At 72.5% G+C, this 25,493-nt stretch carries 23 protein-coding genes; 17 read left to right on the top strand and 6 right to left on the bottom strand.

All coding sequences use genetic code 11. The annotated features are described in order from the left end of the window. Nucleotides 1–14: 14 nt before the first annotated feature. Nucleotides 15–1,658, bottom strand: coding sequence for a PucR family transcriptional regulator (locus tag ACFW6P_RS05345; protein ID WP_386350401.1), 1,644 nt, complete (start codon nt 1,656–1,658; stop codon nt 15–17). A 290-nt stretch (nt 1,659–1,948) separates the two neighbouring features. After that, nucleotides 1,949–3,751, bottom strand: a complete 1,803-nt coding sequence (locus tag ACFW6P_RS05340) for a glycoside hydrolase family 15 protein (protein ID WP_386350756.1) — start codon at nt 3,749–3,751, stop codon at nt 1,949–1,951. Nucleotides 3,752–4,268: 517 nt separating this feature from the next. Here ACFW6P_RS05340 and ACFW6P_RS05335 point away from each other — a divergent pair. The 12 genes from ACFW6P_RS05335 (at nt 4,269) to ACFW6P_RS05280 (ending at nt 17,940) form a co-directional block, all read left to right on the top strand. After that, nucleotides 4,269–5,927: a CTP synthase gene (locus ACFW6P_RS05335; RefSeq protein ID WP_386422982.1), complete on the top strand. Its 1,659-nt coding sequence runs from the start codon at nt 4,269–4,271 to the stop codon at nt 5,925–5,927. 96 nt (nt 5,928–6,023) lie between these two features. Beyond that, a complete protein-coding gene (locus tag ACFW6P_RS05330; RefSeq protein ID WP_386350404.1) occupies nt 6,024–6,650 on the top strand; it encodes an NUDIX domain-containing protein in 627 nt (208 codons plus the stop codon). A gap of 389 nt (nt 6,651–7,039) precedes the next feature. Then, nucleotides 7,040–9,079 carry a tetratricopeptide repeat protein gene (locus tag ACFW6P_RS05325; protein ID WP_386422971.1) on the top strand — a complete coding sequence of 680 codons (2,040 nt, stop codon included), beginning with the start codon at nt 7,040–7,042 and terminating at the stop codon, nt 9,077–9,079. A gap of 139 nt (nt 9,080–9,218) precedes the next feature. Beyond that, nucleotides 9,219–10,343 carry an alanine dehydrogenase gene (gene ald / locus ACFW6P_RS05320; RefSeq protein WP_386350409.1) on the top strand — a complete coding sequence of 375 codons (1,125 nt, stop codon included), beginning with the start codon at nt 9,219–9,221 and terminating at the stop codon, nt 10,341–10,343. Between the two features lie 387 nt (nt 10,344–10,730). After that, nucleotides 10,731–11,858, top strand: a complete 1,128-nt coding sequence (locus ACFW6P_RS05315; RefSeq protein WP_386350411.1) for a ParA family protein — start codon at nt 10,731–10,733, stop codon at nt 11,856–11,858. After that, nucleotides 11,843–12,412 (top strand): hypothetical protein, encoded by a 570-nt coding sequence (locus tag ACFW6P_RS05310; protein ID WP_386350413.1) that lies wholly within the window; start codon nt 11,843–11,845, stop codon nt 12,410–12,412. Before ACFW6P_RS05315 ends, ACFW6P_RS05310 begins: the two co-directional genes overlap by 16 nt. 18 nt (nt 12,413–12,430) lie before the next feature. After that, on the top strand, nt 12,431–13,624 hold the full coding sequence (locus ACFW6P_RS05305) for a segregation and condensation protein A (protein WP_386350416.1): 1,194 nt from the start codon (nt 12,431–12,433) through the stop codon (nt 13,622–13,624). Then, nucleotides 13,621–14,307 carry an SMC-Scp complex subunit ScpB gene (scpB, locus tag ACFW6P_RS05300; RefSeq protein WP_386422970.1) on the top strand — a complete coding sequence of 229 codons (687 nt, stop codon included), beginning with the start codon at nt 13,621–13,623 and terminating at the stop codon, nt 14,305–14,307. Before ACFW6P_RS05305 ends, scpB begins: the two co-directional genes overlap by 4 nt. Next, nucleotides 14,307–15,368, top strand: coding sequence for a pseudouridine synthase (locus ACFW6P_RS05295; RefSeq protein ID WP_386350422.1), 1,062 nt, complete (start codon nt 14,307–14,309; stop codon nt 15,366–15,368). The genes scpB and ACFW6P_RS05295 overlap by 1 nt, the downstream gene beginning before the upstream one ends. An 80-nt stretch (nt 15,369–15,448) precedes the next feature. Next, nucleotides 15,449–16,168: an NUDIX domain-containing protein gene (locus ACFW6P_RS05290; protein WP_386350425.1), complete on the top strand. Its 720-nt coding sequence runs from the start codon at nt 15,449–15,451 to the stop codon at nt 16,166–16,168. After that, on the top strand, nt 16,165–17,184 hold the full coding sequence (locus tag ACFW6P_RS05285) for an ADP-ribosylglycohydrolase family protein (protein WP_386350427.1): 1,020 nt from the start codon (nt 16,165–16,167) through the stop codon (nt 17,182–17,184). Before ACFW6P_RS05290 ends, ACFW6P_RS05285 begins: the two co-directional genes overlap by 4 nt. A 3-nt stretch (nt 17,185–17,187) precedes the next feature. Further along, nucleotides 17,188–17,940, top strand: a complete 753-nt coding sequence (locus tag ACFW6P_RS05280; RefSeq protein ID WP_386422969.1) for a DNA polymerase beta superfamily protein — start codon at nt 17,188–17,190, stop codon at nt 17,938–17,940. Here ACFW6P_RS05280 and ACFW6P_RS05275 read toward each other — a convergent pair. Beyond that, a complete protein-coding gene (locus tag ACFW6P_RS05275) occupies nt 17,866–18,609 on the bottom strand; it encodes a DNA polymerase beta superfamily protein (RefSeq protein ID WP_386422967.1) in 744 nt (247 codons plus the stop codon). The two genes, ACFW6P_RS05280 and ACFW6P_RS05275, sit on opposite strands and share 75 nt — an antisense overlap. A gap of 23 nt (nt 18,610–18,632) precedes the next feature. Beyond that, entirely contained in the window at nt 18,633–19,034 is a 402-nt protein-coding gene (locus ACFW6P_RS05270; protein WP_386350436.1) for a Rieske (2Fe-2S) protein, read from the bottom strand. Between the two features lie 178 nt (nt 19,035–19,212). Between ACFW6P_RS05270 and aroH the strand changes: the two genes are divergently transcribed. The 5 genes from aroH to der all read left to right on the top strand — a co-directional run bounded on the left by aroH (nt 19,213) and on the right by der (nt 23,680). After that, complete coding sequence (gene aroH, locus ACFW6P_RS05265) at nt 19,213–19,581, top strand: chorismate mutase (protein WP_386350439.1); 369 nt, start codon at nt 19,213–19,215, stop codon at nt 19,579–19,581. Next, the gene (locus tag ACFW6P_RS05260; RefSeq protein WP_386350442.1) at nt 19,578–20,663 is read left to right on the top strand and encodes a prephenate dehydrogenase; all 1,086 of its coding nucleotides are present in this window, start codon (nt 19,578–19,580) and stop codon (nt 20,661–20,663) included. Before aroH ends, ACFW6P_RS05260 begins: the two co-directional genes overlap by 4 nt. Before the next feature lie 136 nt (nt 20,664–20,799). Continuing rightward, nucleotides 20,800–21,462, top strand: a complete 663-nt coding sequence (gene cmk / locus ACFW6P_RS05255) for a (d)CMP kinase (RefSeq protein WP_386350445.1) — start codon at nt 20,800–20,802, stop codon at nt 21,460–21,462. Further along, complete coding sequence (locus tag ACFW6P_RS05250; RefSeq protein WP_386350448.1) at nt 21,459–22,106, top strand: lysophospholipid acyltransferase family protein; 648 nt, start codon at nt 21,459–21,461, stop codon at nt 22,104–22,106. Before cmk ends, ACFW6P_RS05250 begins: the two co-directional genes overlap by 4 nt. A gap of 80 nt (nt 22,107–22,186) precedes the next feature. Continuing rightward, complete coding sequence (gene der / locus ACFW6P_RS05245) at nt 22,187–23,680, top strand: ribosome biogenesis GTPase Der (RefSeq protein ID WP_386422965.1); 1,494 nt, start codon at nt 22,187–22,189, stop codon at nt 23,678–23,680. 62 nt (nt 23,681–23,742) lie between these two features. Here the strand turns inward: der and ACFW6P_RS05240 are convergent, their stop codons facing one another. Next, entirely contained in the window at nt 23,743–24,123 is a 381-nt protein-coding gene (locus tag ACFW6P_RS05240) for a hypothetical protein (RefSeq protein ID WP_386422964.1), read from the bottom strand. A gap of 86 nt (nt 24,124–24,209) precedes the next feature. Then, nucleotides 24,210–24,992, bottom strand: coding sequence for a hypothetical protein (locus ACFW6P_RS05235; RefSeq protein WP_386422963.1), 783 nt, complete (start codon nt 24,990–24,992; stop codon nt 24,210–24,212). Between the last annotated feature and the right edge of the window lie 501 nt (nt 24,993–25,493).

Raw genomic sequence — 25,493 nt, 5'->3', positions numbered from 1 at the left:
CAGCCCCCAGCGCGCTACGGGACGTGCCTGCGGGCGCGCAGTGCCAGGCTCAGGGCCAGCACCGTCTGCGGATCGTCCAGGTCCGTGCCCAGCAACTCCCCGATACGGGCCAGCCGGTTGTACAGCGTCTGCCGGTTGAGGTGCAGCTCGCGGGCCGTCTCCGCCTTGCGTCCCGCGTGGGCGAGGTACGTCGTCAGGGTGGGCAGCAGCGGCGGCCGGGAGCGCCGGTCGTGCTCCAGGAGCGGCCCGAGGGCCCGGTCGACGAAGGCCGCCAGGTCCGGATGGTCGCGCAGCCGCCACAGCAGCAGGTCGATGTCCAGGCGCCGGGCGTCGAACCAGGGCCGGTCCGGCAGGCCCTGGGCCGCCGTGGCGGTCTCGGCCGCGTGCCGCAGGCCCGACCCCGCCGCCGTCCAGCCCCCGGGCACCCCCACGACCACCACGGGCGGCTGCCCGCCCGGCCGCGGCATCCCGGCCCGGTTCACCCCGGCCCGCAGCGCCGCCGCGACCCGGTCCGCGACCGTCGCCCGCTCCTGCTCCGACCGCAGCCCGAGCAGCACCAGCACCCGGCCCTCCACCGGCCGCACCCCCAGCAGCACCGGCACGCCCACCGACGCAAGCGCCTCGGAGACCGCCCGTGCCAGCACGGCCCAGCCGCCGCCCGGCGAGAGCGTGTCGCCGAGCCGCATGACGACGGGCAGCAGCGGGTCCGTACCCGGCCGGAAGCCCAGCACGCGCGCCTGCGCCGGGGCGTCCTCCGCCGTGATCCGGCCCTCGGCCAGGTCGGTGAGGAAGTCGCCGCGCCCGCGCGCCGCCAGCTCCTCCTCCTGCCGCGCCTGCATCAGCACCACGGCGAGGATGCCCGCGGCCCGCTCCGCCGCCATCCGGTGCACCGGCGCCAGGGCGGTGCGCACGGGCAGCAGCACCAGCCGCGCCCGGACGCCCCCGCTGCCCGGGCCGCCGCCCGGCACGTCCACCAGGACCGAGCCCGCCGGCGGCGGCTCTTCCCTGTGCTGGGCGCGCAACCCCTCCCACACCTGCAGCGGGTCCGCGCCCTCGGGCCCGGCCCCGGCCGCGTACAGCAACTGCCCGTCGGCCGTCTCCAGGAACACCGGGTTGCCGCCGAAGTCGGCCAGGATGCGCAGCACTTGGGGCACACCGCCGCCTCCCAGCACCGCCTGCGTGCACCGCCGGTGCACCTCCTCGGCCCGCTGGAGCAGCGCGTAGTGGCCGTTGACGATCTCGGTGTGGATCTCCTCCGTCACCGTGACGAAGGCCACCTCGCGGTGCAGCTGGACGAGCGGCAGCCCCGCCGAGCGGGCCGTGTCGACGAGTGCCGCGGGCAGGCGCGTGAAGCGCGGGCCGAGCTCCACCACCAGGGCGGCGATGCCGCGCTCGGCCAGCGTGCGTACGAACGCCCGCTGCTCGGCGGGGCGGGTGCCCAGGCCGTAGCCCGTGGTCAGCAGGAGTTCGCCGCCCTTGAGCAGCGAGGCGATGTGCGGCACCTCGCCGGCGTGCACCCAGCGCACGGTCCGTCCCAGCCGGTCGGCGCCCGCGAGCACCTCGGGCAGTCCGCTGCGCAGCCCCGGCAGTTCCAGAGCCCGCCGCACGGTGATCCCCGCGCCCTGCGTGCCGTACCCGTTGTCCGTCCCGCTGTCCATGTGCCGGACGCTACCCGCGCGGGTGCGTCGCGGACATCTCCGGAGGGGTGCCGGGACGATCATCCCTTGCCTCCCCGCGGCGGATCCGCGCCGGATTGGGCGGTGACCGGCCGGATGCCGGCCCCGTCATGGATGTCAGCGTGGTCGCGGTGGAGCGGGAGGACGACCGCGCGGTCGGCAGCCGCGTCGGCACAGCGGGAACCGCTGCCGGGCGCCCTTTCCGCGGACCGGCCGCGCCGGCGTCCGAGGCACGCGCTCCCGGGCGCCCCGGTGGGCCGCCCGGGGTGCGATCAGCCGCCGTAGGCGCCCGACGCCGTCAGGCGCAGGGCCGTGTCGATCAGCGGCACATGGCTGAAGGCCTGCGGGAAGTTGCCGACCTGGCGCTGGTCGTGCGGGTCCCACTCCTCCGCCAGCAGCCCGAGGTCGTTGCGCAGCGACAGCAGCTTCTCGAACAGCTTGCGGGCCTCGTCCACGCGGCCGATCATCGCCAGGTCGTCGGCCATCCAGAACGAGCAGGCCAGGAACGCGCCCTCGTCGCCGGGCAGACCGTCCACGCCCTCGTTGTCGCCCTGGGTGGGGTAGCGCAGGATGAAGCCGTCGGGTGTGGACAGCTCGCGCTGGATCGCCTCGATCGTGCCGATGACCCGCTTGTCGTCCGGCGGCAGGAAGCCCATCTGGGGGATCAGCAGCAGCGACGCGTCCAGCTCCTTGGAGCCGTAGGACTGCGTGAAGGTGTTGCGCTCCTTGTCGTAGCCCTTCTCGCACACGTCCCGGTGGATGTCGTCGCGCAGCTCCTTCCAGCGCTCCAGCGGGCCGTCGGCGTCACCGGACTCGATCAGCTTGATCGTGCGGTCGACGGCGACCCACGCCATCACCTTGGAGTGCACGAAGTGGCGGCGCGGGCCGCGCACCTCCCAGATGCCCTCGTCCGGCTCCTGCCAGTGGTCCTCCAGGTAGCGGATCAGCTTCAGCTGGAGCAGCGAGGCGTAGTCGTTGCGGGCGAGGCCCGTCATGTGGGCCAGGTGCAGGGCCTCGGTGACCTCGCCGTACACGTCCAGCTGGAGCTGGTGCGCGGCGCCGTTGCCGACCCGTACCGGGGCGGAGTTCTCGTAGCCCGGCAGCCAGTCCAGCTCCGCCTCGCCCAGCTCGCGCTCACCGGCGATGCCGTACATGATCTGCAGGTTCTCCGGGTCGCCCGCCACCGCCCGCAGCAGCCACTCGCGCCAGGCGCGGGCCTCCTCGCGGTAGCCGGTGCGCAGCAGCGAGGACAGCGTGATGGCCGCGTCGCGCAGCCAGGTGTAGCGGTAGTCCCAGTTGCGGACGCCGCCGATGTCCTCCGGCAGGGAGGTGGTCGGCGCGGCGACGATACCGCCGGTCGGGGCGTACGTCAGGGCCTTCAGCGTGATCAGCGAGCGGACCACGGCCTCCCGGTAGGGACCGTGGTACGTGCAGTGGTCGACCCACTCGCGCCAGAAGTCCTCGGTCGCCTCCAGGGACTGCTCCGGCTCGGGCAGCGGCGGCGGCTGCCTGTGCGAGGGCTGCCAGGAGATCGTGAACGCGATCCGGTCACCCGGCGCCACCGTGAAGTCCGCGTACGTCGTCAGGGACTTGCCGTACGTCTCGGCGGACGTGTCGAACCACACCGAGTCCGGCCCGGCGACCGCGACCGTGCGTCCCTCGTGCTTGTGCACCCACGGCACCACCCGCCCGTAGGAGAACCGCATCCGCAGCGCCGAGCGCATCGGCACACGGCCCGAGACGCCCTCCACGATCCGGATCAGCTGCGGGGCCCCGTCACGCGGCGGCATGAAATCCGTCACCCGGACCGTGCCGCGCTGGGTGTCCCACTCGGACTCGAGGATCAGTGAGTCGCCCCGGTAGCTGCGCCGGGCCGCGGTGGGCGGCTCCTGGTCGGAGGCGTACGCGGGGCCGAGCCGCCAGAAGCCGTGCTCCTCGGTGCCCAGCAGGCCGGCGAAGATGGCGTGCGAGTCGAAGCGGGGCAGGCACAGCCAGTCGACTGTCCCGTCCCGGCAGACCAGGGCAGCGGTCTGCATGTCTCCGATGAGTGCGTAGTCTTCGATGCGCCCGGCCACGTGCAACTCCAGTCGAACGGCCACGTCACCCCGCAAGGGGGCTGTCGCTAGTGCGGTCAAGGGGGGGTTCAGCAGGTCCTGCAATGTGTCGTTGAGCGATGTAGCAAAACAGCTCACTCAGCCGTGACGCAAAGCGCCGATTGCTGCTCAACGAACCGACGAGCTCACGTTGTTCCGGTGCTTACGGGCGGGGGTGGTGCCGTTGGGCCGGACGGGCTCGGCAGCGAGTGTCCGAGCAGGATACGACGCACATGGAGGATCCGTGTGCCGGTCTCGGCAAGGTGAGTACGCCGAACGAGTGAGCAAGGGGTGAGAGGCCGGTGAGGAGGCACGTCTGCGTGGCGGCGCGTGCGCGGAGCGTGGCCGGAAGCCGCCGCCCCGCGGCGCTGATACGCTGGTAGCCCGTGGACCGGTGGGACAGCAAACCCCCGAACCGCAGCGACGGCGCCCCCGGAGCAATCCGGCCGGAAGCCGTACCGCACCCCCAGACCGCGACCACGGGAGCCCCGTCTTGGCCATGCCGCCCGCCGCTTTTCGTAATTCGACGACCAAGCACATCTTCGTCACCGGGGGTGTCGCCTCATCGCTCGGCAAGGGCCTGACGGCCTCCAGCCTCGGCATGCTGCTCAAGGCCCGGGGCCTGCGCGTGGTGATGCAGAAGCTCGACCCGTACCTCAACGTGGACCCGGGCACGATGAACCCCTTCCAGCACGGTGAGGTGTTCGTCACCAACGACGGCGCCGAGACCGACCTGGACATCGGCCACTACGAGCGGTTCCTCGACCGCGACCTGGACGGCTCGGCCAACGTCACCACCGGCCAGGTGTACTCCACCGTGATCGCCAAGGAGCGGCGCGGCGAGTACCTGGGCGACACCGTGCAGGTCATCCCGCACATCACCAACGAGATCAAGCACCGCATCCGCCGCATGGCGACGGACGAGGTCGACGTCGTGATCACCGAGGTCGGCGGCACGGTCGGCGACATCGAGTCGCTGCCGTTCCTGGAGACCGTCCGCCAGGTCCGGCACGAGGTCGGCCGGGACAACGTCTTCGTCGTCCACATCTCGCTCCTGCCGTACATCGGCCCGTCGGGCGAGCTGAAGACCAAGCCCACCCAGCACTCGGTCGCCGCCCTGCGCAACATCGGTATCCAGCCGGACGCGATCGTGCTGCGCTGCGACCGCGAGGTGCCGACCGCGATCAAGCGGAAGATCTCGCTGATGTGCGACGTCGACGAGGCCGCCGTCGTGGCCTGCCCCGACGCCCGCTCGATCTACGACATCCCCAAGACCGTGCACGGCGAGGGCCTGGACGCCTACGTGGTCCGCAAGCTGGACCTGCCGTTCCGCGACGTCGACTGGACGACCTGGGACGACCTGCTCGACCGTGTCCACAACCCCGACCACGAGATCACCCTCGCCCTGGTCGGCAAGTACATCGACCTGCCCGACGCCTACCTGTCGGTCACCGAGGCGCTGCGCGCCGGCGGTTTCGCCCACCGGGCCCGCGTGAAGATCAAGTGGGTCACCTCCGACGACTGCAAGACCCCGGCCGGGGCCAAGCAGCAGCTCGGCGACGTCGACGGCATCTGCATCCCGGGCGGCTTCGGCGACCGCGGTGTGCTCGGCAAGGTCGGCGCGATCAAGTACGCCCGAGAGAACAAGATCCCGCTGCTCGGCCTCTGCCTGGGCCTGCAGTGCATCGTGATCGAGGCCGCGCGCCACCTGGCGGACATCTCCGACGCCAACTCCACCGAGTTCGACCCCGCCACCGCCCACCCGGTCATCTCCACGATGGCCGAGCAGCTCGACATCGTCGCCGGTGACGGCGACATGGGGGGCACCATGCGGCTCGGCATGTACCCGGCGAAGCTGGCCGAGGGCTCGATCGTGCGCGAGGTGTACGACGGCAAGGAGTACGTCGAGGAGCGGCACCGCCACCGCTACGAGGTGAACAACGCCTACCGCGCGGAGCTGGAGAAGAGGGCGGGCATCCTGTTCTCGGGCACCTCTCCGGACGGCAAGCTCGTGGAGTACGTGGAGTACCCGCGCGACGTCCACCCCTACCTGGTCGCCACCCAGGCGCACCCGGAGCTGCGCTCGCGCCCGACGCGTCCGCACCCGCTGTTCGCCGGGCTGGTCAAGGCCGCGGTCGAGCGGAAGACTACGAAGTAACACACCAGTTGTACGGTGGCCGGGGTGCATCCCTTCCCAGGGTGTGCACCCCGGTTTCTTTTCGGCAGGTCGTGTTGGGCACGTGGAAGGACAGGCATGACGATCAAGGACACCCCGGAGGAGTGGGAGGTCCGGGCCACGGACACTCCCTTCGTGGGCAACAAGACCTCCGTCCGGACCGACGACGTGGTCATGCCCGACGGCACGGTGGTCGGCCGTGACTACCAGGTCCACCCCGGCTCCGTGGCCGTCCTCGCTCTCGACGACTCCGACCGCGTGCTGGTCCTGCGCCAGTACCGCCACCCCGTGCGCCACAAGCTCTGGGAGATCCCGGCGGGCCTGCTCGACGTCCCCGGCGAGAACCCGCTGAGCGCGGCGCAGCGCGAGCTGTACGAGGAGGCGCACGTCAAGGCCGAGGACTGGCGGGTGCTGACCGACGTCTACACCACGCCGGGCGGCTGCGACGAGGCCGTGCGGATCTTCCTCGCGCGCGGTCTGTCCGAGGCCGAGGGCGCGCGGTTCGCCGTCGAGGAGGAAGAGGCGGACATGGAGCTCGACCGGGTGCCGGTGGCGGACCTCGTCCGCGGTGTCCTGGCCGGTGAGCTGCACAACAACTGCCTCGTGGTGGGCGTGCTGTCGCTGGTCGCCGCGCGTGCCGGGGACGGCCTGGACGCGCTGCGCCCGGCCGAGGCGCCCTGGCCGGCGCGTCCCTTCGAGGCGTAGGCGCTCCGCTGGGGGTGCTGTGTCAGGTGGGTGCCGTGGTGGTTGTCGGTCTGGTGTGGCTTCGCGGTGGCTGGTCGCGCAGTTCCCACGCTCCTTCGGGGTGTGATGCTGAGGCTGTCGGTTCTGCGGGGTGTGGGGGTTCCGCCGGGGTGCCGTGGCGGTTGTCGGTCTGGTGTGGCTTCGCGGTGGCTGGTCGCGCAGTTCCCCGCGCCCCCTCGGGGTGCGACCCACGTCGTCAGTCCTACGATCTGCTGATCCGATCGAGGGATGTATCCGCCCCGCCCGCCGAGAACATCCCGGACCGTTGCAGAGCGTGAACTACGCTCTGCAGCACGCCCGAACCGGAGTCCCGGCGGGCTTGCGTGTGTGGTGGGACGGGAGTGTGGCCCGTGGCGGAGCAGGTGGTGGAGACAGACGAGGTGCGGCCGGCCGGGCGTGCTGCCGGGGAGAGTCAGTTCCTGGGCCGTACACGGGAGTTGAAGGAACTGTGCGCCGACATCGAGCGCGCCGGACTGGACACCCTCGCGGGCCGCAAGACCCCCCGCGCACGCGTGCTGCTCATCGCGGGGAGGCCCGGATCCGGCCGCACCGCGCTCGCCGGGGAACTCGCACGCCAGGTAGCGGAGCGTTACCCGGACGGAGTGCTGCGCGCCCGGCTGACCGACCCCGACGGCACCCCCGTCCCCGTCGAACGCGCCGCCCGGGAGCTGCTCACCGCCCTCGGCCGGGAGGCCCCGGCCGGTGCCGGCGAGGACGACCTCGGCGAGGCCCTGCGCGCGGCCCTCGCCGGCCGCCGGGTCCTGCTCCTGCTGGACGACGCCGCCGACGCCGAGCAGGTCGACGCCCTGCTGCCCGACAGCCCGGAATGCCTGGTCGTCGCGGTCTCCGGCGGCCCGCTGACCGGCATCTCCGACGTCCGCCCCTGCACCCTGGGCGGCCTCGACGCCAAGTCCGGGGTGGAGCTGCTCTCCCGGCACACCGGCGCCGTGCGCATCACCGTCGACCCCCGGGCCGCCGAGGGGCTCGCCGAGGAGTGCCAGGGGCAGCCCGCCGCGCTGACGCTGGCGGGCGGCTGGCTCGCGGCCCGTCCCAAGGCGGCGGTCTCCGACCTCGCCAAGCAGCTGCGCTCCGGGGAACCCGACGGCACCGCCCTGAGCCGGGTCTTCCGGCTCGCCCACGCCGCCCTGCCCGCCGGCGCCGCCCGGATGCTGCGCCTGCTCGCCCTCGCCCCGGCCGGGCTGGTGGACCCGCAGTCCGCCTCCGCGCTCGCCGGCTGCTCGGTCCCCACCGCCCGCAAGGCCCTCGACGACTTCGTCGCCCTCGGCTTCCTGCACGCCGTGGACTCGCCGCTGCCGCAGTACGAGGTGCCCGGCTGTCTGCACCCCCACCTCCGGCTCCTCGCCGGGCACCACGAGCGCCCGGCCGAGCTCCAGCTGGCCCGCGCCCGCATGCTGGAGCGGACCGTGCGCCTGCTCCAGGCGTGCCGGGCGATCACCGAGACCGACAGCCCCCGGGCACGGCAGAAGCTCCTCGACATGCCGCGCGCCCTGCGCTTCCCCACCCCGCGGGCGGCCGCCGAGTGGCTGGAGCTGACCCGGCCCGCCCTGCTGGCCTCGGCCCGCCTCGCCGTCGCGGACGGGGAGCTGGACACCCTGGCCCGGCGGCTGATGGCCCAGCTGGTGCGCGCCATGGCCGCCCACATCGGCACCCGGGCCGCGGCGCCCGATCTGTACGAGATCCACGGCCTGGTCCTCGACGTCGCCGAGCGCCGCGACCTGCCCCGGGAGCGGGCCGCCGCCCTGCTGAACCTCGGCGACCTCGACGCCCGGACCGGCCGCACGGCCGACGCCCTGGCCCGCTACCGGGCCGCGCTGGACGCAGGCCGTGAGGTGAACGACACGTACGCGACCGGCCGCGCGATGGAATCCGTAGGGAGCGCACACCAGGAGCTCGGGGACTTCGACCGGGCGGCGGACTGGTTCGGCCGTGCCCTGACCGAGCGGCTCGCCCGGGGCGAGCGTGCCGACGCCGCCCGGCTCTACGGGCGTATCGCCGCCGCCCACACCTGCGCGGGCCGCCACGGCGAGGCCCTGCGGAACTGGCGCTCGGCGGTCGCCGGGCACCGCAAGAACGGCGACCCGGCCGCCCAGGCACGGGCGTTGGGCGAGCTGGCCCGGGTCCAGGAGGGCCTGGGCCGGCCCGAGGAGGCGCTGCGCAGCTGCCGGGAGGCCGTGGAGTGGGCGCGGCGCGCGGAGGACCCGCCCCTTCAGGCCGCCCTGCACCTGCGCACCGCCGACACCCTCGAGTCCCTCGGCGACCTGGCCTCGGCCGGGCTGCACCGCGGCACCGCCGAGCGGATCCTGGGGGAGTCAAACCTTCAAAATGAACCCGACGCCTGCGAAATCCGTACCGCATCAGCTGAAGATTGATGCAATGGAAGGCTAGACAGCGGGAAAGCCTTCATTAGACTGGCTCTGCCGCACGTTCTCCTGCGGTCTCTCCCGGTGTGCCCGTGCGTGCCCGGGTATGTCTAGGAAGTACCCCTCCATGCCCTCTGAGCCAAGGACCGTGATCGACGTGAAGGTCGGCATTCCCCGCGAGGTCAAGAACAACGAGTTCCGGGTGGCCATCACCCCCGCCGGCGTGCACGAGCTGGTGCGCCACGGCCACCAGGTCGTCGTCGAGCGCGACGCCGGTGCCGGCTCCTCCATCGCGAACGAGGAGTACGTCGCCGCCGGTGCGCAGATCCTGGACACCGCCGACGAGGTCTGGGCCGCCGCCGACCTGCTGCTGAAGGTCAAGGAGCCCATCGCCGAGGAGTACCACCGGCTCCGCAAGGACCAGACGCTCTTCACCTACCTGCACCTGGCCGCCTCCAAGGAGTGCACGGACGCCCTGCTGGAGTCCGGCACCACGGCCATCGCCTACGAGACGGTCGAGCTGCCCAGCCGCGCGCTGCCGCTGCTGGCCCCGATGTCCGAGGTCGCGGGCCGGCTGGCCCCGCAGGTCGGCGCCTACCACCTGATGCGCGCCAACGGCGGCCGGGGCGTGCTGCCCGGCGGCGTCCCCGGTGTACTGGCCGGGCGGGCCGTCGTCATCGGCGGCGGCGTCTCCGGCTGGAACGCCGCGCAGATCGCCATCGGCATGGGCTTCCACGTGACCCTGCTCGACAAGGACATCAACAAGCTCCGCGAGGCCGACAAGATCTTCGGCACGAAGATCCAGACCGTCGTCTCCAACGCCTTCGAACTGGAGAAGGCCTGCCTGGAGGCCGACCTCGTCATCGGCGCGGTGCTCATCCCGGGTGCCAAGGCGCCGAAGCTGGTGACCAACGAGCTCGTCTCCCGGATGAAGCCGGGAAGTGTCCTTGTCGACATCGCGATCGACCAGGGCGGCTGCTTCGAGGACTCCCGCCCGACCACCCACGCCGAGCCGACCTTCCCGGTCCACGGGTCGGTCTTCTACTGCGTCGCCAACATGCCCGGCGCGGTGCCCAACACCTCCACCTACGCGCTCACCAACGCCACGCTGCCGTACATCGTCGAACTCGCCGACCACGGCTGGGTCGACGCGCTGCGCCGCGACCCCGCGCTGGCCAAGGGCCTCAACACCCACGACGGCAAGGTCGTGTACCGCGAGGTCGCGGAGGCGCACGGCGTGGAGCACGTCGAGCTCTCCTCGCTGCTCGGCTAAGTCACCTCAACTCAAAGGCGATACGTCAATACAGGTCGTCAACGCCGCGCACCGGGCCGGACCTTGCCCGACAAGGTCCGGCCCGATGTGTGTATGGTCACTTCGCGATTCTCGGGCAACTCGCCTCGAACGTAACCCTTGAACCGATTCGCACACCGGTGAAACCTGCCGTGCGACGGCCGTACGCCCTTGACAGCGGGATGTTTCATTGCCGACACATCGGGCCGGGTCCGGCGGATTGTGTTGCTGCGGACGCCCGACACGCCATAGAGTCGCCAACCGTCGGCATGGTGCCACGCTGACCTGTCTAGAAGTTTCCTGGTCCCCAAGGAGGTAAGACGACTTGTGAATGAGTCGACATTTACTCCCGGGGGTGGTCAACCAGGAATGCCTGCACGGGACCAGGAGCCCGCGGGGTTCGCGGCTGTCGGCTCCGTCGCCGTGCGCACCTTCGCAGCCCACCAGAGTCAGCACGCGACTCACACAGCACACCAGAAGATGGATGGCCATCACGTGAACGCCATGGCCGGCGACGGAAGTGGCGCGCCCCACAACCACCTCGCCGACTACGACGAACTGCCCGAGGGGCACTTCTACGACCCCGACGCGGAGTACGAGCCCGACCCCGAGTACGCGGCCACCCTCGCGCCCGACGCGGCCAGACAGCGCCGGGAGCGCGTCGGCCCCACCGGGCGCCCGCTGCCGTACTTCCCGATCCCGGGTCCGCTGACCGACCACGGACCCGCGAAGATCATCGCGATGTGCAACCAGAAGGGCGGCGTCGGCAAGACCACGTCGACCATCAACCTCGGTGCCGCGCTCGCGGAGTACGGGCGCCGGGTGCTGCTCGTGGACTTCGACCCGCAGGGCGCGCTGTCGGTCGGACTCGGCGTCAACCCGATGGAACTCGACCTGACCGTCTACAACCTGCTCATGGAGCGGGGGATGGCGGCCGACGAGGTGCTGCTGAAGACGGCGGTCCCCAACATGGACCTGCTGCCCAGCAACATCGACCTGTCGGCGGCCGAGGTCCAGCTCGTCTCCGAGGTCGCCCGCGAGTCGACGCTGCAGCGCGCCCTGAAGCCGCTGCTGGACGACTACGACTTCGTCGTCATCGACTGCCAGCCCTCGCTCGGTCTGCTCACGGTCAACGCCCTGACGGCCGCGCACAAGGTGATCGTGCCGCTGGAGTGCGAGTTCTTCGCCCTGCGCGGCGTGGCCCTGCTGACGGAGACCATCGAGAAGGTCCAGGAACGGCTCAACCCGGACCTGGAGCTCGACGGGATCCTCGCCACGATGTACGACTCGCGCACGGTGCACAGCCGTGAGGTGCTCGCACGGGTCGTCGAGGCGTTCGACGACCACGTCTACCACACGGTCATCGGCCGCACGGTCCGCTTCCCGGAGACCACGGTCGCCGGTGAGCCGATCACCACGTACGCCTCCAACTCCGTCGGTGCCGCCGCCTACCGCCAGCTCGCCAGGGAGGTGCTCGCCCGGTGTCACGCCGAGTGAGTCTGCCGGGGGCCGACGAACTCTTCCGTACGACAGGGGGGATGGGGCTGCAGTCGTCCACACCCAGGCGCCAGGCCAACGGCGACGCCCGGGTGCCCGCTCCGGCGGCGGAGGGCGACGCGGCCGCCGCCGCTGAGGACGCATCGCTGTCGGTGCCCGCGCAGGGCGGTGACGGCGAGGGCGCCGAGCACGCCGCGGCGGACGCGGAGCAGGGCGAGGCCGGCGAGTCCCGCAGCCGGTCCGGCCGCAGGCCGGCGGCGCAGGAAGGTTCTGCCGCCGGTGCGGCGGGTGCCGCCGCGGCGGCACCGCGCAAGCGCGGCCGGGCGGCCGCACGCCGTCCCAGCGGCCGTGAGCGGCACGACGAGAAGATCACCGTGTACGTCTCGGCCGAGGAGCTCATGGACCTGGAGCACGCCCGTCTCGTGCTCCGCGGCGAGCACGGCCTGGCCGTGGACCGCGGGCGCATCGTCCGCGAGGCGGTCGCCGTCGTCCTCGCCGACCTGGAGACCCGCGGGGACGCCAGCATCCTCGTACGACGTCTGCGCGGGCGGTAGCGGTAGCCTGCGGGGGCGATGACCTCGAACGCCTCCCCACCCCCCTCCGGCGGCCCCGCCGGGCGCCGACGTGCCCTGGGGAGGGGACCGGGGACGGCTCCTGCCGAGCCGGCGGCTGCGCCGGTGGAGGCTGCGGCCCCGCGGGCGGTGCGCGACGCTTCCGAGGGCGAACCGGCCCCTTCCCCGGGCGAGCCCGTGGAGGCGGCCGCGGATCCGTCCGCGGCCGAGGCACCGGCCGCTGCGGAGGCGGGGGACGGCTTCGAGGCGCCGGTCATGGTGCGGCCGACGGACGCGCGGGAGCGGCCGGCCGCCGTGGCGCCGCCGGTCGCGGAGCCTTCGGGTGCCGAGGAGCCGCGGGCCGCGTCCGGCCCTGAGCCCGAGGGCGTCGGCACCGGCGCCGACGAGGGCGTCTTCACGGTGCGGCTCGCGAACTTCGAAGGGCCCTTCGATCTGCTGCTGCAGTTGATCTCCAGGCACAGGCTGGACGTAACCGAGGTCGCGCTCTCGAAGGTGACCGACGAGTTCATGGCGTACATCCGGACGCTGGGGCCGGACTGGGACCTGGACGAGACGACCGAGTTCCTCGTCGTCGCCGCGACCCTGCTCGACCTGAAGGCCGCCCGGCTGCTGCCCGCCGCCGAGGTGGAGGACGAGGCCGATCTCGCGCTGCTGGAGGCCCGCGACCTGCTGTTCGCCCGGCTCCTGCAGTACCGCGCGTACAAGCGGATCGCCGACATCTTCAGCGGGCGGCTGGACGACGAGGCCCGGCGCCACCCCCGCACCGTCGGGCTCGAACCGCAGCACGCCGAGCTGTTGCCCGAGGTGGTCATCAGCATCGGCGCCGAGGGGTTCGCCCGGCTCGCCGTCAAGGCCATGCAGCCCAAGCCCAGGCCGCAGGTCTACGTCGACCACATCCACGCCCCGCTGGTCAGCGTGCAGGAGCAGGCCGGGATCGTGGTGGCCCGGCTGCGGGAGCTCGGCGAGGCAAGCTTCCGGGCGCTGGTGGAGGACACGGACGACACCCTGACGGTCGTGGCCCGCTTCCTCGCCCTGCTGGAGCTGTACCGGGAGAAGGCCGTGGCGCTGGAGCAGGAGGCCGCGCTCGGGGAGCTGCTCGTGCGCTGGACCGGCGGGGACGGGGACGAGACCCCGACCGTCACCGACGAGTTCGACCGGCCGCCCGAGCCGCCGAAGGAGGAGAAGAAGGCATGAGCCAGGAGACCACCGGAGCTCAGGCCGGGCCGGACACCGTCGCCGGCCTCGACCTCAAGCCCGCCCTGGAAGCCGTCCTCATGGTCGTCGACGAGCCCGCGACCGAGGAGCACCTCGCGAGGATCCTGGAGCGGCCGAAGCGCCAGATCGCGGACGCGCTGCGCGAACTGGCCGACGAGTACACCGTCCAGAACCGCGGCTTCGAGCTGCGGTTCGTCGCGAACGGCTGGCGCTTCTGCACGCGCCCCGCCTACGCCCCGGCCGTCGAGCGCTTCGTCCTGGACGGCCAGCAGGCCCGTCTCACCCAGGCCGCCCTGGAGACCCTGGCCGTCGTCGCCTACCGCCAGCCGGTCAGCCGCAGCCGGGTCTCGGCCGTGCGCGGAGTCAACTGCGACGGCGTCATGCGCACCCTCCTCCAGCGCGGGCTGGTGGCGGAGGCGGGCACGGAACCCGAAACAGGTGCGATCCTGTACGTGACGACGAACTACTTCCTGGAGCGGATGGGCCTGCGCGGTCTGGACGAGCTCCCGGAGCTCGCGCCCTTCCTCCCGGAGGCGGAGGCGATCGAGGCCGAGACCCAGGAAGGCGTACCGTCGTTCGACCCGGACGCGCCCGACGACGACGCGCCGGGCCGCCCGGTGAGCCCGGGGACCGACGACGAAGACGACCAGACGGAACTTTGATGCGAAGCAGCGGCAGCGGCAAGAGCGGCGGGCGCGGTAACCACCGCGGCGCCGGCAACGACAGGGACCAGAAGCAGGGGCAGGGCCGCCCCCGCAAGCCCCGCCCCGAGGAGCGCCGCTACGACGTGGGCCCCGGGGCGACGAAGGACGGCCCCAAGGCCGGGCGTGGCGGCGCCGCGCGCGGTGGCGCGAAGGGCGGACCCAAGCAGGCCCGCACGAGCGGGCGCACCGCACCGGCCCGCCCGCGTGAGTACGAGACGCAGGTCGAGGAGCGCAACCGCGACCGGTACGCCGGGAAGAAGGAGGTCAAGCTCCCCAAGACCTTCCCCGGCGCCGAGCAGGAGGGCGAGCGGCTGCAGAAGGTCCTCGCCCGCGCGGGCTACGGCTCGCGGCGCGCCTGCGAGGAGCTGATCGAGCAGGCCCGCGTCGAGATCAACGGCGAGATCGTGCTGGAGCAGGGCCGGCGCGTCGACCCGGAGAAGGACGAGATCAAGGTCGACGGGCTGACCGTCGCCACCCAGAGCTACCAGTTCTTCGCGCTGAACAAGCCCGCTGGTGTCGTGTCGACGATGGAGGACCCGGAGGGCCGGCAGTGCCTCGGTGACTACGTCACCAACCGCGAGACCCGGCTCTTCCACGTCGGCCGCCTCGACACCGAGACCGAGGGCGTCATCCTGCTCACCAACCACGGCGAGCTGGCCCACCGCCTGACCCACCCGAAGTACGGCGTGAAGAAGACCTACCTCGCGCACATCGTCGGGCCCATCCCGCGCGACCTGGGCAAGCAGCTCAAGGACGGCATCCAGCTGGACGACGGCTACGCCCGCGCGGACCACTTCCGGGTCGTCCAGCAGACCGGCAAGAACTACCTCGTCGAGGTCACGCTCCACGAGGGCCGCAAGCACATCGTCCGCCGCATGCTCGCGGAGGCCGGCTTCCCGGTCGACAAGCTGGTCCGCACCGCCTTCGGCCCCATCACCCTCGGCGACCAGAAGTCGGGCTGGCTGCGGCGCCTGTCCAACACCGAGGTCGGGATGCTGATGCAGGAAGTGGACCTGTAGAGCCGGCGGGCCCCTGAGGGCTTGTGCGCCATCCACGCCCCCTTTTATAGTCGATCTGACTATTAAAGGGGGCGCGGGTCATGGACGGCTACGACAAGTACGCCTACGAACCCTTCGCCGTCACCGTCGACCTCGCCGTGTTCACCCTCCGCGCGAGCACGCTGCACGTACTGCTCGTCGAGCGCGGCCAGGAGCCGTACGCCGGACACTGGGCGCTGCCCGGCGGGTTCGTGCAGCCCGACGAGTCCGCGGAGACGGCGGCCCGGCGCGAACTGGCCGAGGAGACCGGCCTGTCGGACGTCTCGGAGCTGCATCTGGAGCAGCTGCGGACCTACAGCGAACCCGGCCGCGACCCCCGGATGCGGGTCGTGTCGGTCGCCTTCGCCGCGCTCCTGCCCCACGCCCCGGAGGTGCGCGGCGGCAGCGACGCCGCGCAGGCCCGCTGGATGCCGTACGGCACGGCCGGGCCGCTCGCCTTCGACCACGACCGCATCCTCGCCGACGCCCACGGGCGCATCGGAGCCAAGCTCGAGTACACCGGCCTCGCCACCGCCTTCTGCCCGCCCGAGTTCACCCTCGGCGAGCTCCGGCAGGTCTACGAGGCCGTGTGGGGCACCGTGCTGGACCGGCCCAACTTCCGGCGCAAGGTCCTCGCCACGCCCGGCTTCGTCGAACCCGTCCCCGGTGCCGCGCGGCTCACCGGCGGCCGGGGCAAACCCGCCGCGCTCTACCGCGCCGGAACCGCCGCCGCCCTCCACCCGCCGCTCCTCAGGCCGACCCGGGAAGGACGCCCCGCATGACCACCCTCGTCCACAAGCAAGCCGCCACCGGAGCGCTCACGGGCCTGGCCCTGGGGGACGCGCTGGGGTTTCCGACGGAGTTCAGCGACGTGCCGTCGATCCTCGCCACGTGCGGTCCCTGGCGGCAGATGGACCTGCCGACGCCGGCGATCGTCACCGACGACACGCAGATGACACTGGCCCTCGGACGGGGCCTGCGCGCGGCGATGAACCGGGGCGTCCTCGGGCCCGAGGTGACGGCCGAGGCCGTGCGGCGGGAGTTCATCGCCTGGAACCGCTCCCCGGAGAACAACCGCGCCCCCGGCACCACCTGCCTGCGGGCCTGCGCCCTGCTGGAGGACGCGGGCCGCCCCTGGCAGGACGCCAGCCAGATCCACTCCAAGGGCTGCGGCGCCAACATGCGCGTCGCCCCCCTGGGCCTCCTGCCCGGGCTCAGCGACGAACAGCGCGCGGGCGCCGCCCAGTTGCAGGCCGCGCTGACCCACGGGCACCCGACGGCCCTGGCCGCCTCCGACCTCACCGCGCACGCCGTACGCCTGCTCGCGCAGGGCGCCGAGCCGACCGGGCTGGTCGGGCTGCTGCGGTCGTACGCCCTGGAGAACCGCGGCCGCTACCACGAGCGCTGGCTCGGGGACCTGTGGCGGCGGGCCCAGGACCCGGGCCCCGGGCAGTTCATCGCGCGCGGCTGGGACGAGTGCCTGGAGATCCTCGGCCGCCTCCAGGAGGCCGTACGCACCGTGTCGCCCGAGACCGACCCGTGCCTGGCCACCGGGGAGGGCTGGATCGCCGAGGAGGCCCTGGCGAGCGGCCTGCTGTGCTTCCTGTGGTTCGTCGACGAGCCGCTGACGGCTCTGCGCCGGGCCGCCTGCACCGCCGGTGACTCGGACTCGATCGCCTGCCTGACCGGGGCCTTCGCGGGCGCGTGGCTGGGGGCGGAAGCGTGGCCGACGCAGTGGGCGGACCGGATCGAGTACCGAGGCGACCTGCTCGCCCTCGGTGCGCTCTGGGACGCTTGACGGATGATCGACGCCCTGGACATCGACCTCGCCCCGGTCGTCGCCGAGCAGCCCGACCCCCTGCTGTTCGCGACCGTATCCGGCGCCCACCTGTACGGCTTCCCCTCCCGCGACTCCGATGTGGACGTGCGCGGTATGCACCTGCTGCCGGCCGCCGACCTGGTCGGGCTGCGGGAGCCGGAGGAGACGCGGTCGCGGATGTGGGACCGGGACGGCGTCGAGATGGACCTGGTGACGCACGATCTGCGCAAGTTCGTACGGCTGATGCTGCGCCGCAACGGCTATGTGCTGGAGCAGCTGCTCTCGCCGCTCGTCGTGCACACCACCGACGCCCACCGGGAGCTGGCCGCGCTCACCCCGGGGGTCCTGACCAGCCACCACGCGCACCACTACCGGGGATTCGCGGTGACGCAGTGGCGGCTGTTCGAGAAGACGGGCGAACTCAAGCCCCTGCTCTACACCTTCCGCGTCCTGCTCACCGGCATCCATCTCCTGCGCAGCGGCGAAGTGCAGGCCCATCTGCCCACGCTGCTGGAGCGCGTCGACGCTGCCCCGCCCTACCTCCCGGACCTCGTCGCCGCGAAGGCCGAGCGGGAACACGGGACCGCCGACGTCGGCCACGCGCGCGTACAGGCCGACATCGAGCGGCTGCACGGCGTGCTGGACGAGGCGCAGGCCGGCTCAGTGCTGCCCGACGCGCCGGGCGGGTACGACGCCCTGCACGCCTTCGTCGTACGCACCCGCCTGGAGCGCTGAGGCGCGCCGCACGCGGATCAGGAAGTCCTCCACGCGGCGCCGGTCCGGTTCCGGCGGGAGGGGGCTGCGGTGCGCGGCCTCCTCCGCCTCCGCCGCCAGACCGCTCATCCAGGACTCGACCCGCGGCCAGGGGACCTCGCCGCGCTTCACCGCGAGCAGCGGCTCGCGGTGCTCGCCGACGTCGATCGTGAGCGTGCCGGCGCGCAGCAGGTCGCGGGCGCTCGTCAGCAGGCGCAGCAGGTGCATCGCGTGCTTCCAGCGCGGTGAGCGGTGGTTGCGGACGTCGGCCTCCAGTTTGCGGCGCTGGCCGAGGGCGTAGCGTGCGAACGTCTCGTGGGCCTGACGGGAGAGGAACGCCTCGCGCAGGGCGAGAAGTTCACGGCCGGTGTCGTCGGCGTGCTCCACGAGCGGGGAGTGCAGGCACTCCAGGATGTTCGGGTTGGCGCCCAGAGCCAGCCGGCAGAAGCGCTCCAGCTCCCAGCTGAACCGCTCCTCGCCCGGCCCCTCCACATGCGTCGGCGGCTTGTCGAAGCGCCAGAACAGGGGTGTGGGCGCCAGGAACACACCGCGGCGGTCGGTGTCGCTGCCCTCCGTCGCCAGGCCGAAGGCGCGCGACCCCATCACGCAGGCGTAGATCGTGTGCTCGCGCACCAAGGTCTCGGGCTGCATGCCCGGGAGCGTACGCGGGGTGCTCACGTGAGGCGGATCGATTTTCCCTCCACCGCGATCCGCTCGGCGGGCAGCGCCCGCGTGGCCGGGCCGTTGGCCACCGAGCCGTCGGCGATCCGGAACCTGCTGCCGTGGCAGGGGCAGTCGATGGTGCCGTCGGCGACGGAGCCCACCGTGCAGCCCTGGTGGGTGCAGATCGCCGAGAAGGCCTTGAACTGGCCCCGCTCGGGCTGGGTCACCACGACCTTCTGCTCCGCGAAGATCCTGCCGCCGCCGACCGGGATCCCGTCGGTGGAGCCCAGCTCCCGGGGGCTCGCCGGCGCGGAACCGCCGTCCCCGCCTCCGCCGCAGGCCGCGACGAGCGCCGCCGCGCTCGTGGCGCCCGTGGCCAGGAGAACCGTGCGGCGGGTCGTCTCGTGGGTCATGTCGTCACTCCGGAGTGCCTGAGAGGGTGAAACGGGATGGACGCCTTCTTCCCCACGAAATTATCCAAGCGCCCGTGTTCCCGTTATCTCACCGGGCGGGCGCAGCACACCCCGTCCGCGTGGGCTGACTAGGCTGGACGGACGCAGAGCGACACGCACAGCAGCAGGGAGCATCGCCGTGGCGGTACGAGCGGTCCGGGGCGCCGTCCAACTCGAACGGGACGAGGCCGGGCACATGGACGAGCAGGTCGGAGCCCTGCTCACGGCCATCCTGGAGCGCAACGGCATCACCGCCGACGACCTCATCAGTGTCTGGTTCACGGCCACGCCCGACCTGCACAGCGACTTCCCGGCGGCCGCCGCCCGGAAGCTGGGCAGCGGTTTCGCCGACGTACCGCTGATCTGCGCCCGGGAACTGGACGTCGAGGGCGCCATGCCGCGCGTCGTCCGGGTCCTCGCGCACATCGACTCCGACAAGCCCCGCGCGGAGATCGCGCACGTCTACCTCGGCGCCGCGGGCGCCCTGCGCAAGGACATCGCCCAGTGAGAAGCGCACTCGTCATCGGCACCGGCCTCATCGGTACCTCGGCCGCCCTCGCCCTCACCCAGCGCGGTGTCACCGTCCACCTCGCCGACCACGACCCCGAGCAGGCCCGTACCGCGGCCGCGCTCGGCGCCGGCACGGACGCGGCGCCGGACGGGCCCGTCGACCTCGCGATCGTCGCCGCCCCGCCGGCCCACGTGGCCGACGTCCTGGCCGACGCCATGCGCCGCGGCGCGGCCCGCGGCTACCTCGACGTCGCCAGCGTCAAGGGCGGCCCCCGCCGCGAGCTCCAGGCGCGCGGCCTCGACCTGGCGGCGTACATCGGCACGCACCCCATGTCGGGCCGCGAGAAGTCCGGCCCGCTGGCCGCGACAGGGGACCTCTTCGAGGGCCGCCCCTGGGTGCTCACCCCCACCCGGGACACCGACACCGAGGTGCTGAACCTCGCCCTGGAACTGGTCTCGCACTGCCGCGCCGTGCCGGTGGTGATGGACGCCGACACCCACGACCGGGCCGTCGCCCTCGTCTCCCACATGCCGCACCTGGTCTCCAGCATGGTCGCCGCGCGGCTGGAGCACGCCGAGGAGTCCGCCGTACGGCTGTGCGGGCAGGGCATCCGGGACGTGACGCGCATCGCCGCCTCCGACCCCGGGATGTGGATCGACATCCTCTCCGCGAACCCGGGGCCGGTCGCCGACCTGCTCACCGACGTCGCCGCCGACCTTGAGGAGACCGTACGGGCCCTGCGCGCCCTGCAGTCCTCCGACGACCACAAGCGCCGCGAGGGAGCCGGCGGCATCGAGGACGTCCTGCGGCGCGGCAACGCCGGGCAGGTCCGCGTCCCCGGCAAGCACGGGTCCGCGCCCCGCGCCTACGAGGTCGTGGCCGTGCTCATCGACGACCAGCCGGGGCAGCTGGCCCGGATCTTCGCGGACGCGGGGACGGCCGGCGTCAACATCGAGGACGTGCGGATCGAGCACGCGACCGGGCAGCAGGCCGGTCTCGTGCAGCTGATGGTCGAGCCGAAGGCCGTGCCGGTGCTGACGGCCGCGCTGCGGGAGCGGGGCTGGGCCATCCGGCAGTAGCGGCCGTGTGCCGCCGGGCTCCCGGGGCTGGGCCGGACGAGTGACCCGCACCCAGTAACCTTGTGCGGGGCGGTCGCGCCCCCAGCCCGCCGGCCCGGTTTTCAGGAAGGTCCCCACTGTGGAAAGCGCCACACCAGTGATTGTCGCCATCGACGGCCCGTCCGGCACGGGCAAGTCGAGCACCTCGAAGGCCGTGGCGGCGCAGCTCGGGCTGAGCTACCTGGACACCGGCGCCCAGTACCGGGCGATCACCTGGTGGATGGTGAACAACGGCATCGACGTCGACGACGCGTCGTCCGTCGCCGCCGCCGCGGGCAAGCCCGAGATCGTCTCCGGCACCGACCCCGAGGGCCCGACCATCACCGTCGACGGCGTCGACGTGGCCGGCCCGATCCGCACCCAGGAGGTCACCTCCAAGGTCAGCGCCGTGAGCGCGGTGCCCGAGGTGCGGGCCAGGATCACCGAGCTGCAGCGCTCGATCGCCGCGTCCGCGGAGCAGGGCATCGTGGTCGAGGGCCGCGACATCGGCACGACCGTGCTGCCCGACGCCGACCTGAAGATCTTCCTCACCGCCTCCCCGGAGGCCCGCGCCGCCCGCCGCAGCGGTGAGCTGAAGGGCGCCGACGTGCACTCCACCCGCGAGGCCCTGATCAAGCGGGACGCCGCCGACTCCAGCCGCAAGACCTCTCCGCTCGCCAAGGCGGACGACGCCGTCGAGGTGGACACCACCGAGCTCACGCTGGCCCAGGTCATCGAGTGCGTCGTCACCCTCGTCGAGGAGAAGCGGGCCGGGAAGTGACCGAGCTGCCTTCGGCGCGGGGCGCCGAGGTCGGGCGGCGCATCGGCGTCGGCCTGATGTACGGGCTGTGGAGGCCGCGCGTGCTCGGCGCCTGGCGGGTGCCCACGCACGGCCCGGTGATCCTCGCGGTCAACCACACGCACAACATCGACGGCCCCATGGTCATGGGCGTGGCGCCCCGGCCGACGCACTTCCTGATCAAGAAGGAGGCGTTCGTCGGCCCGCTGGACCCGTTCCTGACCGGGATAGGCCAGCTGAAGGTGGACCGCGACACCACCGACCGCACGGCGATCACCCGGGCGCTCGGCACCCTGGACAACGGCGGCGTACTGGGCATCTTCCCGGAAGGCAGCCGGGGCGAGGGCGACTTCGCCTCGCTGCGCGCCGGGCTCGCGTACTTCGCGGTGCGCGGCGGCGCCCCGATCGTTCCGGTCGCCGTCCTGGGAAGTTCCGAGCGGCGCGGACGCTTGATAAAGGGGCTGCCTCCGCTGCGCTCGCGCGTCGACGTCGTCTTCGGCGAGCCCTTCGAGGCGGGCGACGGCAGCGGACGCCGTACGCGCAAGGCGTTGGACGAGGCGACCGGGCGCATACAGAAGCAGCTCGCAGCCCACCTGGAGAACGCCCGGCGCCTGACCGGGCGCTAGGCGACACTGAGTAGTGGACCAGCCGTGCGACAGCGGCACGTCCACCGACCACCACGAATGAACGACGAGGTACGGACTTCATGAACGACCACATCCAGCCCGACGGCTCGGACGCGTACGGGGGCGCGCCCGAGCACGAGCACGGGGCGCTCGGCGACGCCGAGTTCGCGGAGTTCATGGAGCTCGCCGCGGAGGAGGGCTTCGACCTCGAGGACGTCGAGGGCGCGATCGAGGCGGCGGGCCACGGCCCACTGCCGGTGCTCGCCGTCGTCGGCCGCCCCAATGTCGGCAAGTCGACCCTGGTGAACCGGATCATCGGGCGCCGCGAGGCCGTCGTCGAGGACAAGCCCGGCGTCACCCGCGACCGCGTGACCTACGAGGCCGAGTGGGCGGGCCGCCGCTTCAAGGTCGTCGACACCGGCGGCTGGGAGCAGGACGTCCTCGGGATCGACGCCTCCGTGGCCGCCCAGGCCGAGTACGCGATCGAGGCCTCCGACGCGGTGGTGTTCGTCGTGGACGCCAAGGTCGGCGCCACCGACACCGACGCGGCCGTCGTCCGGCTGCTGCGCAAGGCCGGCAAGCCGGTCGTGCTGTGCGCCAACAAGGTCGACGGGCCCAGCGGCGAGGCGGACGCCGCCTACCTGTGGTCCCTCGGCCTCGGCGAGCCGCACCCGGTCTCGGCCCTGCACGGCCGCGGCACCGGTGACATGCTGGACGCCGTCCTGGAGGCGCTTCCGGAGGCGCCGGAGCAGACCTTCGGCGGCACCGGGATCGGCGGCCCGCGCCGCATCGCCCTGATCGGCCGCCCGAACGTCGGCAAGTCCTCCCTGCTGAACAAGGTGGCGGGCGAGGAGCGCGTCGTCGTCAACGAGCTGGCGGGCACCACCCGCGACCCGGTCGACGAGCTGATCGAGCTCGGCGGCGTCACCTGGAAGTTCGTCGACACCGCCGGTATCCGCAAGCGCGTCCACCTCCAGCAGGGCGCCGACTACTACGCCTCGCTGCGCACCGCCGCCGCCGTCGAGAAGGCGGAGGTCGCGGTCATCCTGATCGACGCCTCCGAGAACATCTCGGTGCAGGACCAGCGGATCGTCACCATGGCCGTCGAGGCGGGCCGCGCGATCGTCCTGGCCTTCAACAAGTGGGACACCCTCGACGAGGAGCGCCGCTACTACCTGGAGCGGGAGATCGAGACCGAGCTCGGCCAGGTCGCCTGGGCTCCGCGGGTGAACGTGTCGGCCCGCACCGGCCGGCACATGGAGAAGCTCGTCCCGGCGATCGAGACGGCCCTGGCGGGCTGGGAGACCCGGGTCCCGACGGGACGGCTGAACGCCTTCCTCGGTGAGCTGGTCGCCGCCCACCCGCACCCGGTCCGCGGCGGCAAGCAGCCGCGCATCCTGTTCGGCACCCAGGCGGGCACCAAGCCGCCGCGGTTCGTGCTCTTCGCCTCCGGCTTCATCGAGGCGGGCTACCGGCGCTTCATCGAGCGCAGGCTGCGCGAGGAGTTCGCCTTCGAGGGCACGCCGATCCACATCTCGGTGCGGGTCCGCGAGAAGCGCGGGAAGAAGAAGTAGCCCGACACGCACGGAGGGGCGGCCCGACTCGGGGCCGCCCCTCCGTGCGTGGAGGTGCCCGCTCAGTCGTCGCCGCGCCGCCCCGGCGGCAGCGCGGCCGGCACATGGTGCGTCTGCGTGGCCTGCGAGCCGATGGTCCCGACGCGCTGCCACTGCGGCTGCTGCCCGGTGCTGTGACGGGCGCTCTGGGCCCCCGCGCTGTAGGAGCTGCCGTGCGCACTGCCGTACGAGCCCGTACTGTGCGGGATGTTCCCGAAGGCGGTGAAGCCCAGTTTCTCCTCGCCGCTGCGGTCACCGGGCAGGGCGCGGAAGGACTTGACGTACTCGGAGTAGAGCGCGTCGTAGATCGGCGTGGCCGAGGGGCCGCCCTGGGCGTCCTGAGCCGACCGCGCTGAGGGGATCTGCCAGAAGGACTGGCGGCGGGGAACTTCGTATGCGTGCACGTATGTCCAAACGACCCCGCGGGTCAAGGGATGCGGCCCGGATTACGGCTTTCGCAGGGTCACGGTCCGCGAAGGTGACGCGCGGCTCAGGTGCCGGCCAGCGGCAGCGCCGCGCCGACCAGCTTCCCGTTCGCCGCCGCCTTGTCCAGGGCGTCCCGCAGCAGGTCCTCACGGGGCTGCCGGCCGATCGAGCCGACGGACGTGGCGAGCATCAGCACCTTCTGGTGCTTGTTGGCGGCCGCGCGCCAGCCCTCGGTCACCTGCAGCGGCTGGTGGGCCTGCCACCAGGCCACCGGCCGGCCGCCGTCTCTCCCCGGCTGGAGCACCGCGTGCAGCCGGCCCACCGCGAGCAGCACCGACCAGCCGTGCAGCACCGGCGGTACGGCGGACAGCTCCGTCAGCGGCATGAACCCCTGCTCGATCAGCAGCGGCAGGAAGTCGTCGCCGGCGCCGAGCGCACCGGGCCGGGCGATGGGCGCGTTCGGCTCCACCACCAGGGCCGGATGCAGATCCCCGCCGATCAGCACCAGGCCGCTGGTCACGCCGAGCACCGCCTGCTCGGGCACGACCTTGTCGCGCTCCAGGCCGACGGTGTCGCCGGTGATGGACTTCACGGCGCCCCGGAGCTGCTCCTCGGTGACCTGGACGACCTGAGAGGGCAGGCACCCGGCGTGGGCGAAGGCGAGGACGGCGGTCTCGTCCCCGATGAACAGCACGGTGCTGGTGCGCTCCTGCTCGGAGTCGCCCGGAGTGCGGCAGGACGTGCAGTCGTAACCGCCCGGGGCCGTCTCTCCGGTGAGAAGACGGTCGGCTTCTTCGTCGCCGATCTCGGCGCGTACCTCGTCGCTGACGTCGAGCATGCGCGGCACGGGTGGCTCCCTCGGGGATGCGGTGCGGGGCGAAGCCGGGTGGCTCCCGGCCCGCGGTCCGGGTAGGTCCCGGCTCATGCAGAAGACAACGGGTGATCTGTGGCGGGAGTCACGCCCCGAAGCGAACGGAATCGAACCAACCGGCGCGCAGGGTCACGTTCCGCGCGGAACCGGACACTCAACGTCAACTGTGTTTGTCGCAAGGACTGTTGGGTGGGTGGAGTGGGTCACGCGGCGCTGGTCCGGTTGGTCGACAAATCAGGAAATCCACGAATGAAGTGGGTGTCCGGAAAACGCCGTTACCTGAGGTACTGGTGAACTGGCCCGCCGTGACGACCCGTTGGTCGATGCCGACCCGTCGCCTTCCTTGTATTCCTCCGCCGTGTGCACCGAGCACCGCTCGGGTACGTCCGCCGGCCGCACGGCTCCCTTCGGGACCGGGCGGGGCACCACCACCGCCGGCGGACGGGGCGGACACGGCCCCCGCGCCCCATGGTGCCG

Source organism: Streptomyces sp. NPDC058741, assembly GCF_042746715.1.
Taxonomy (GTDB): Bacteria; Actinomycetota; Actinomycetes; order Streptomycetales; family Streptomycetaceae; genus Streptomyces.
Note: the sequence above shows the minus strand (reverse complement) of the source record. Positions and strands in the feature narration are given on the sequence as shown.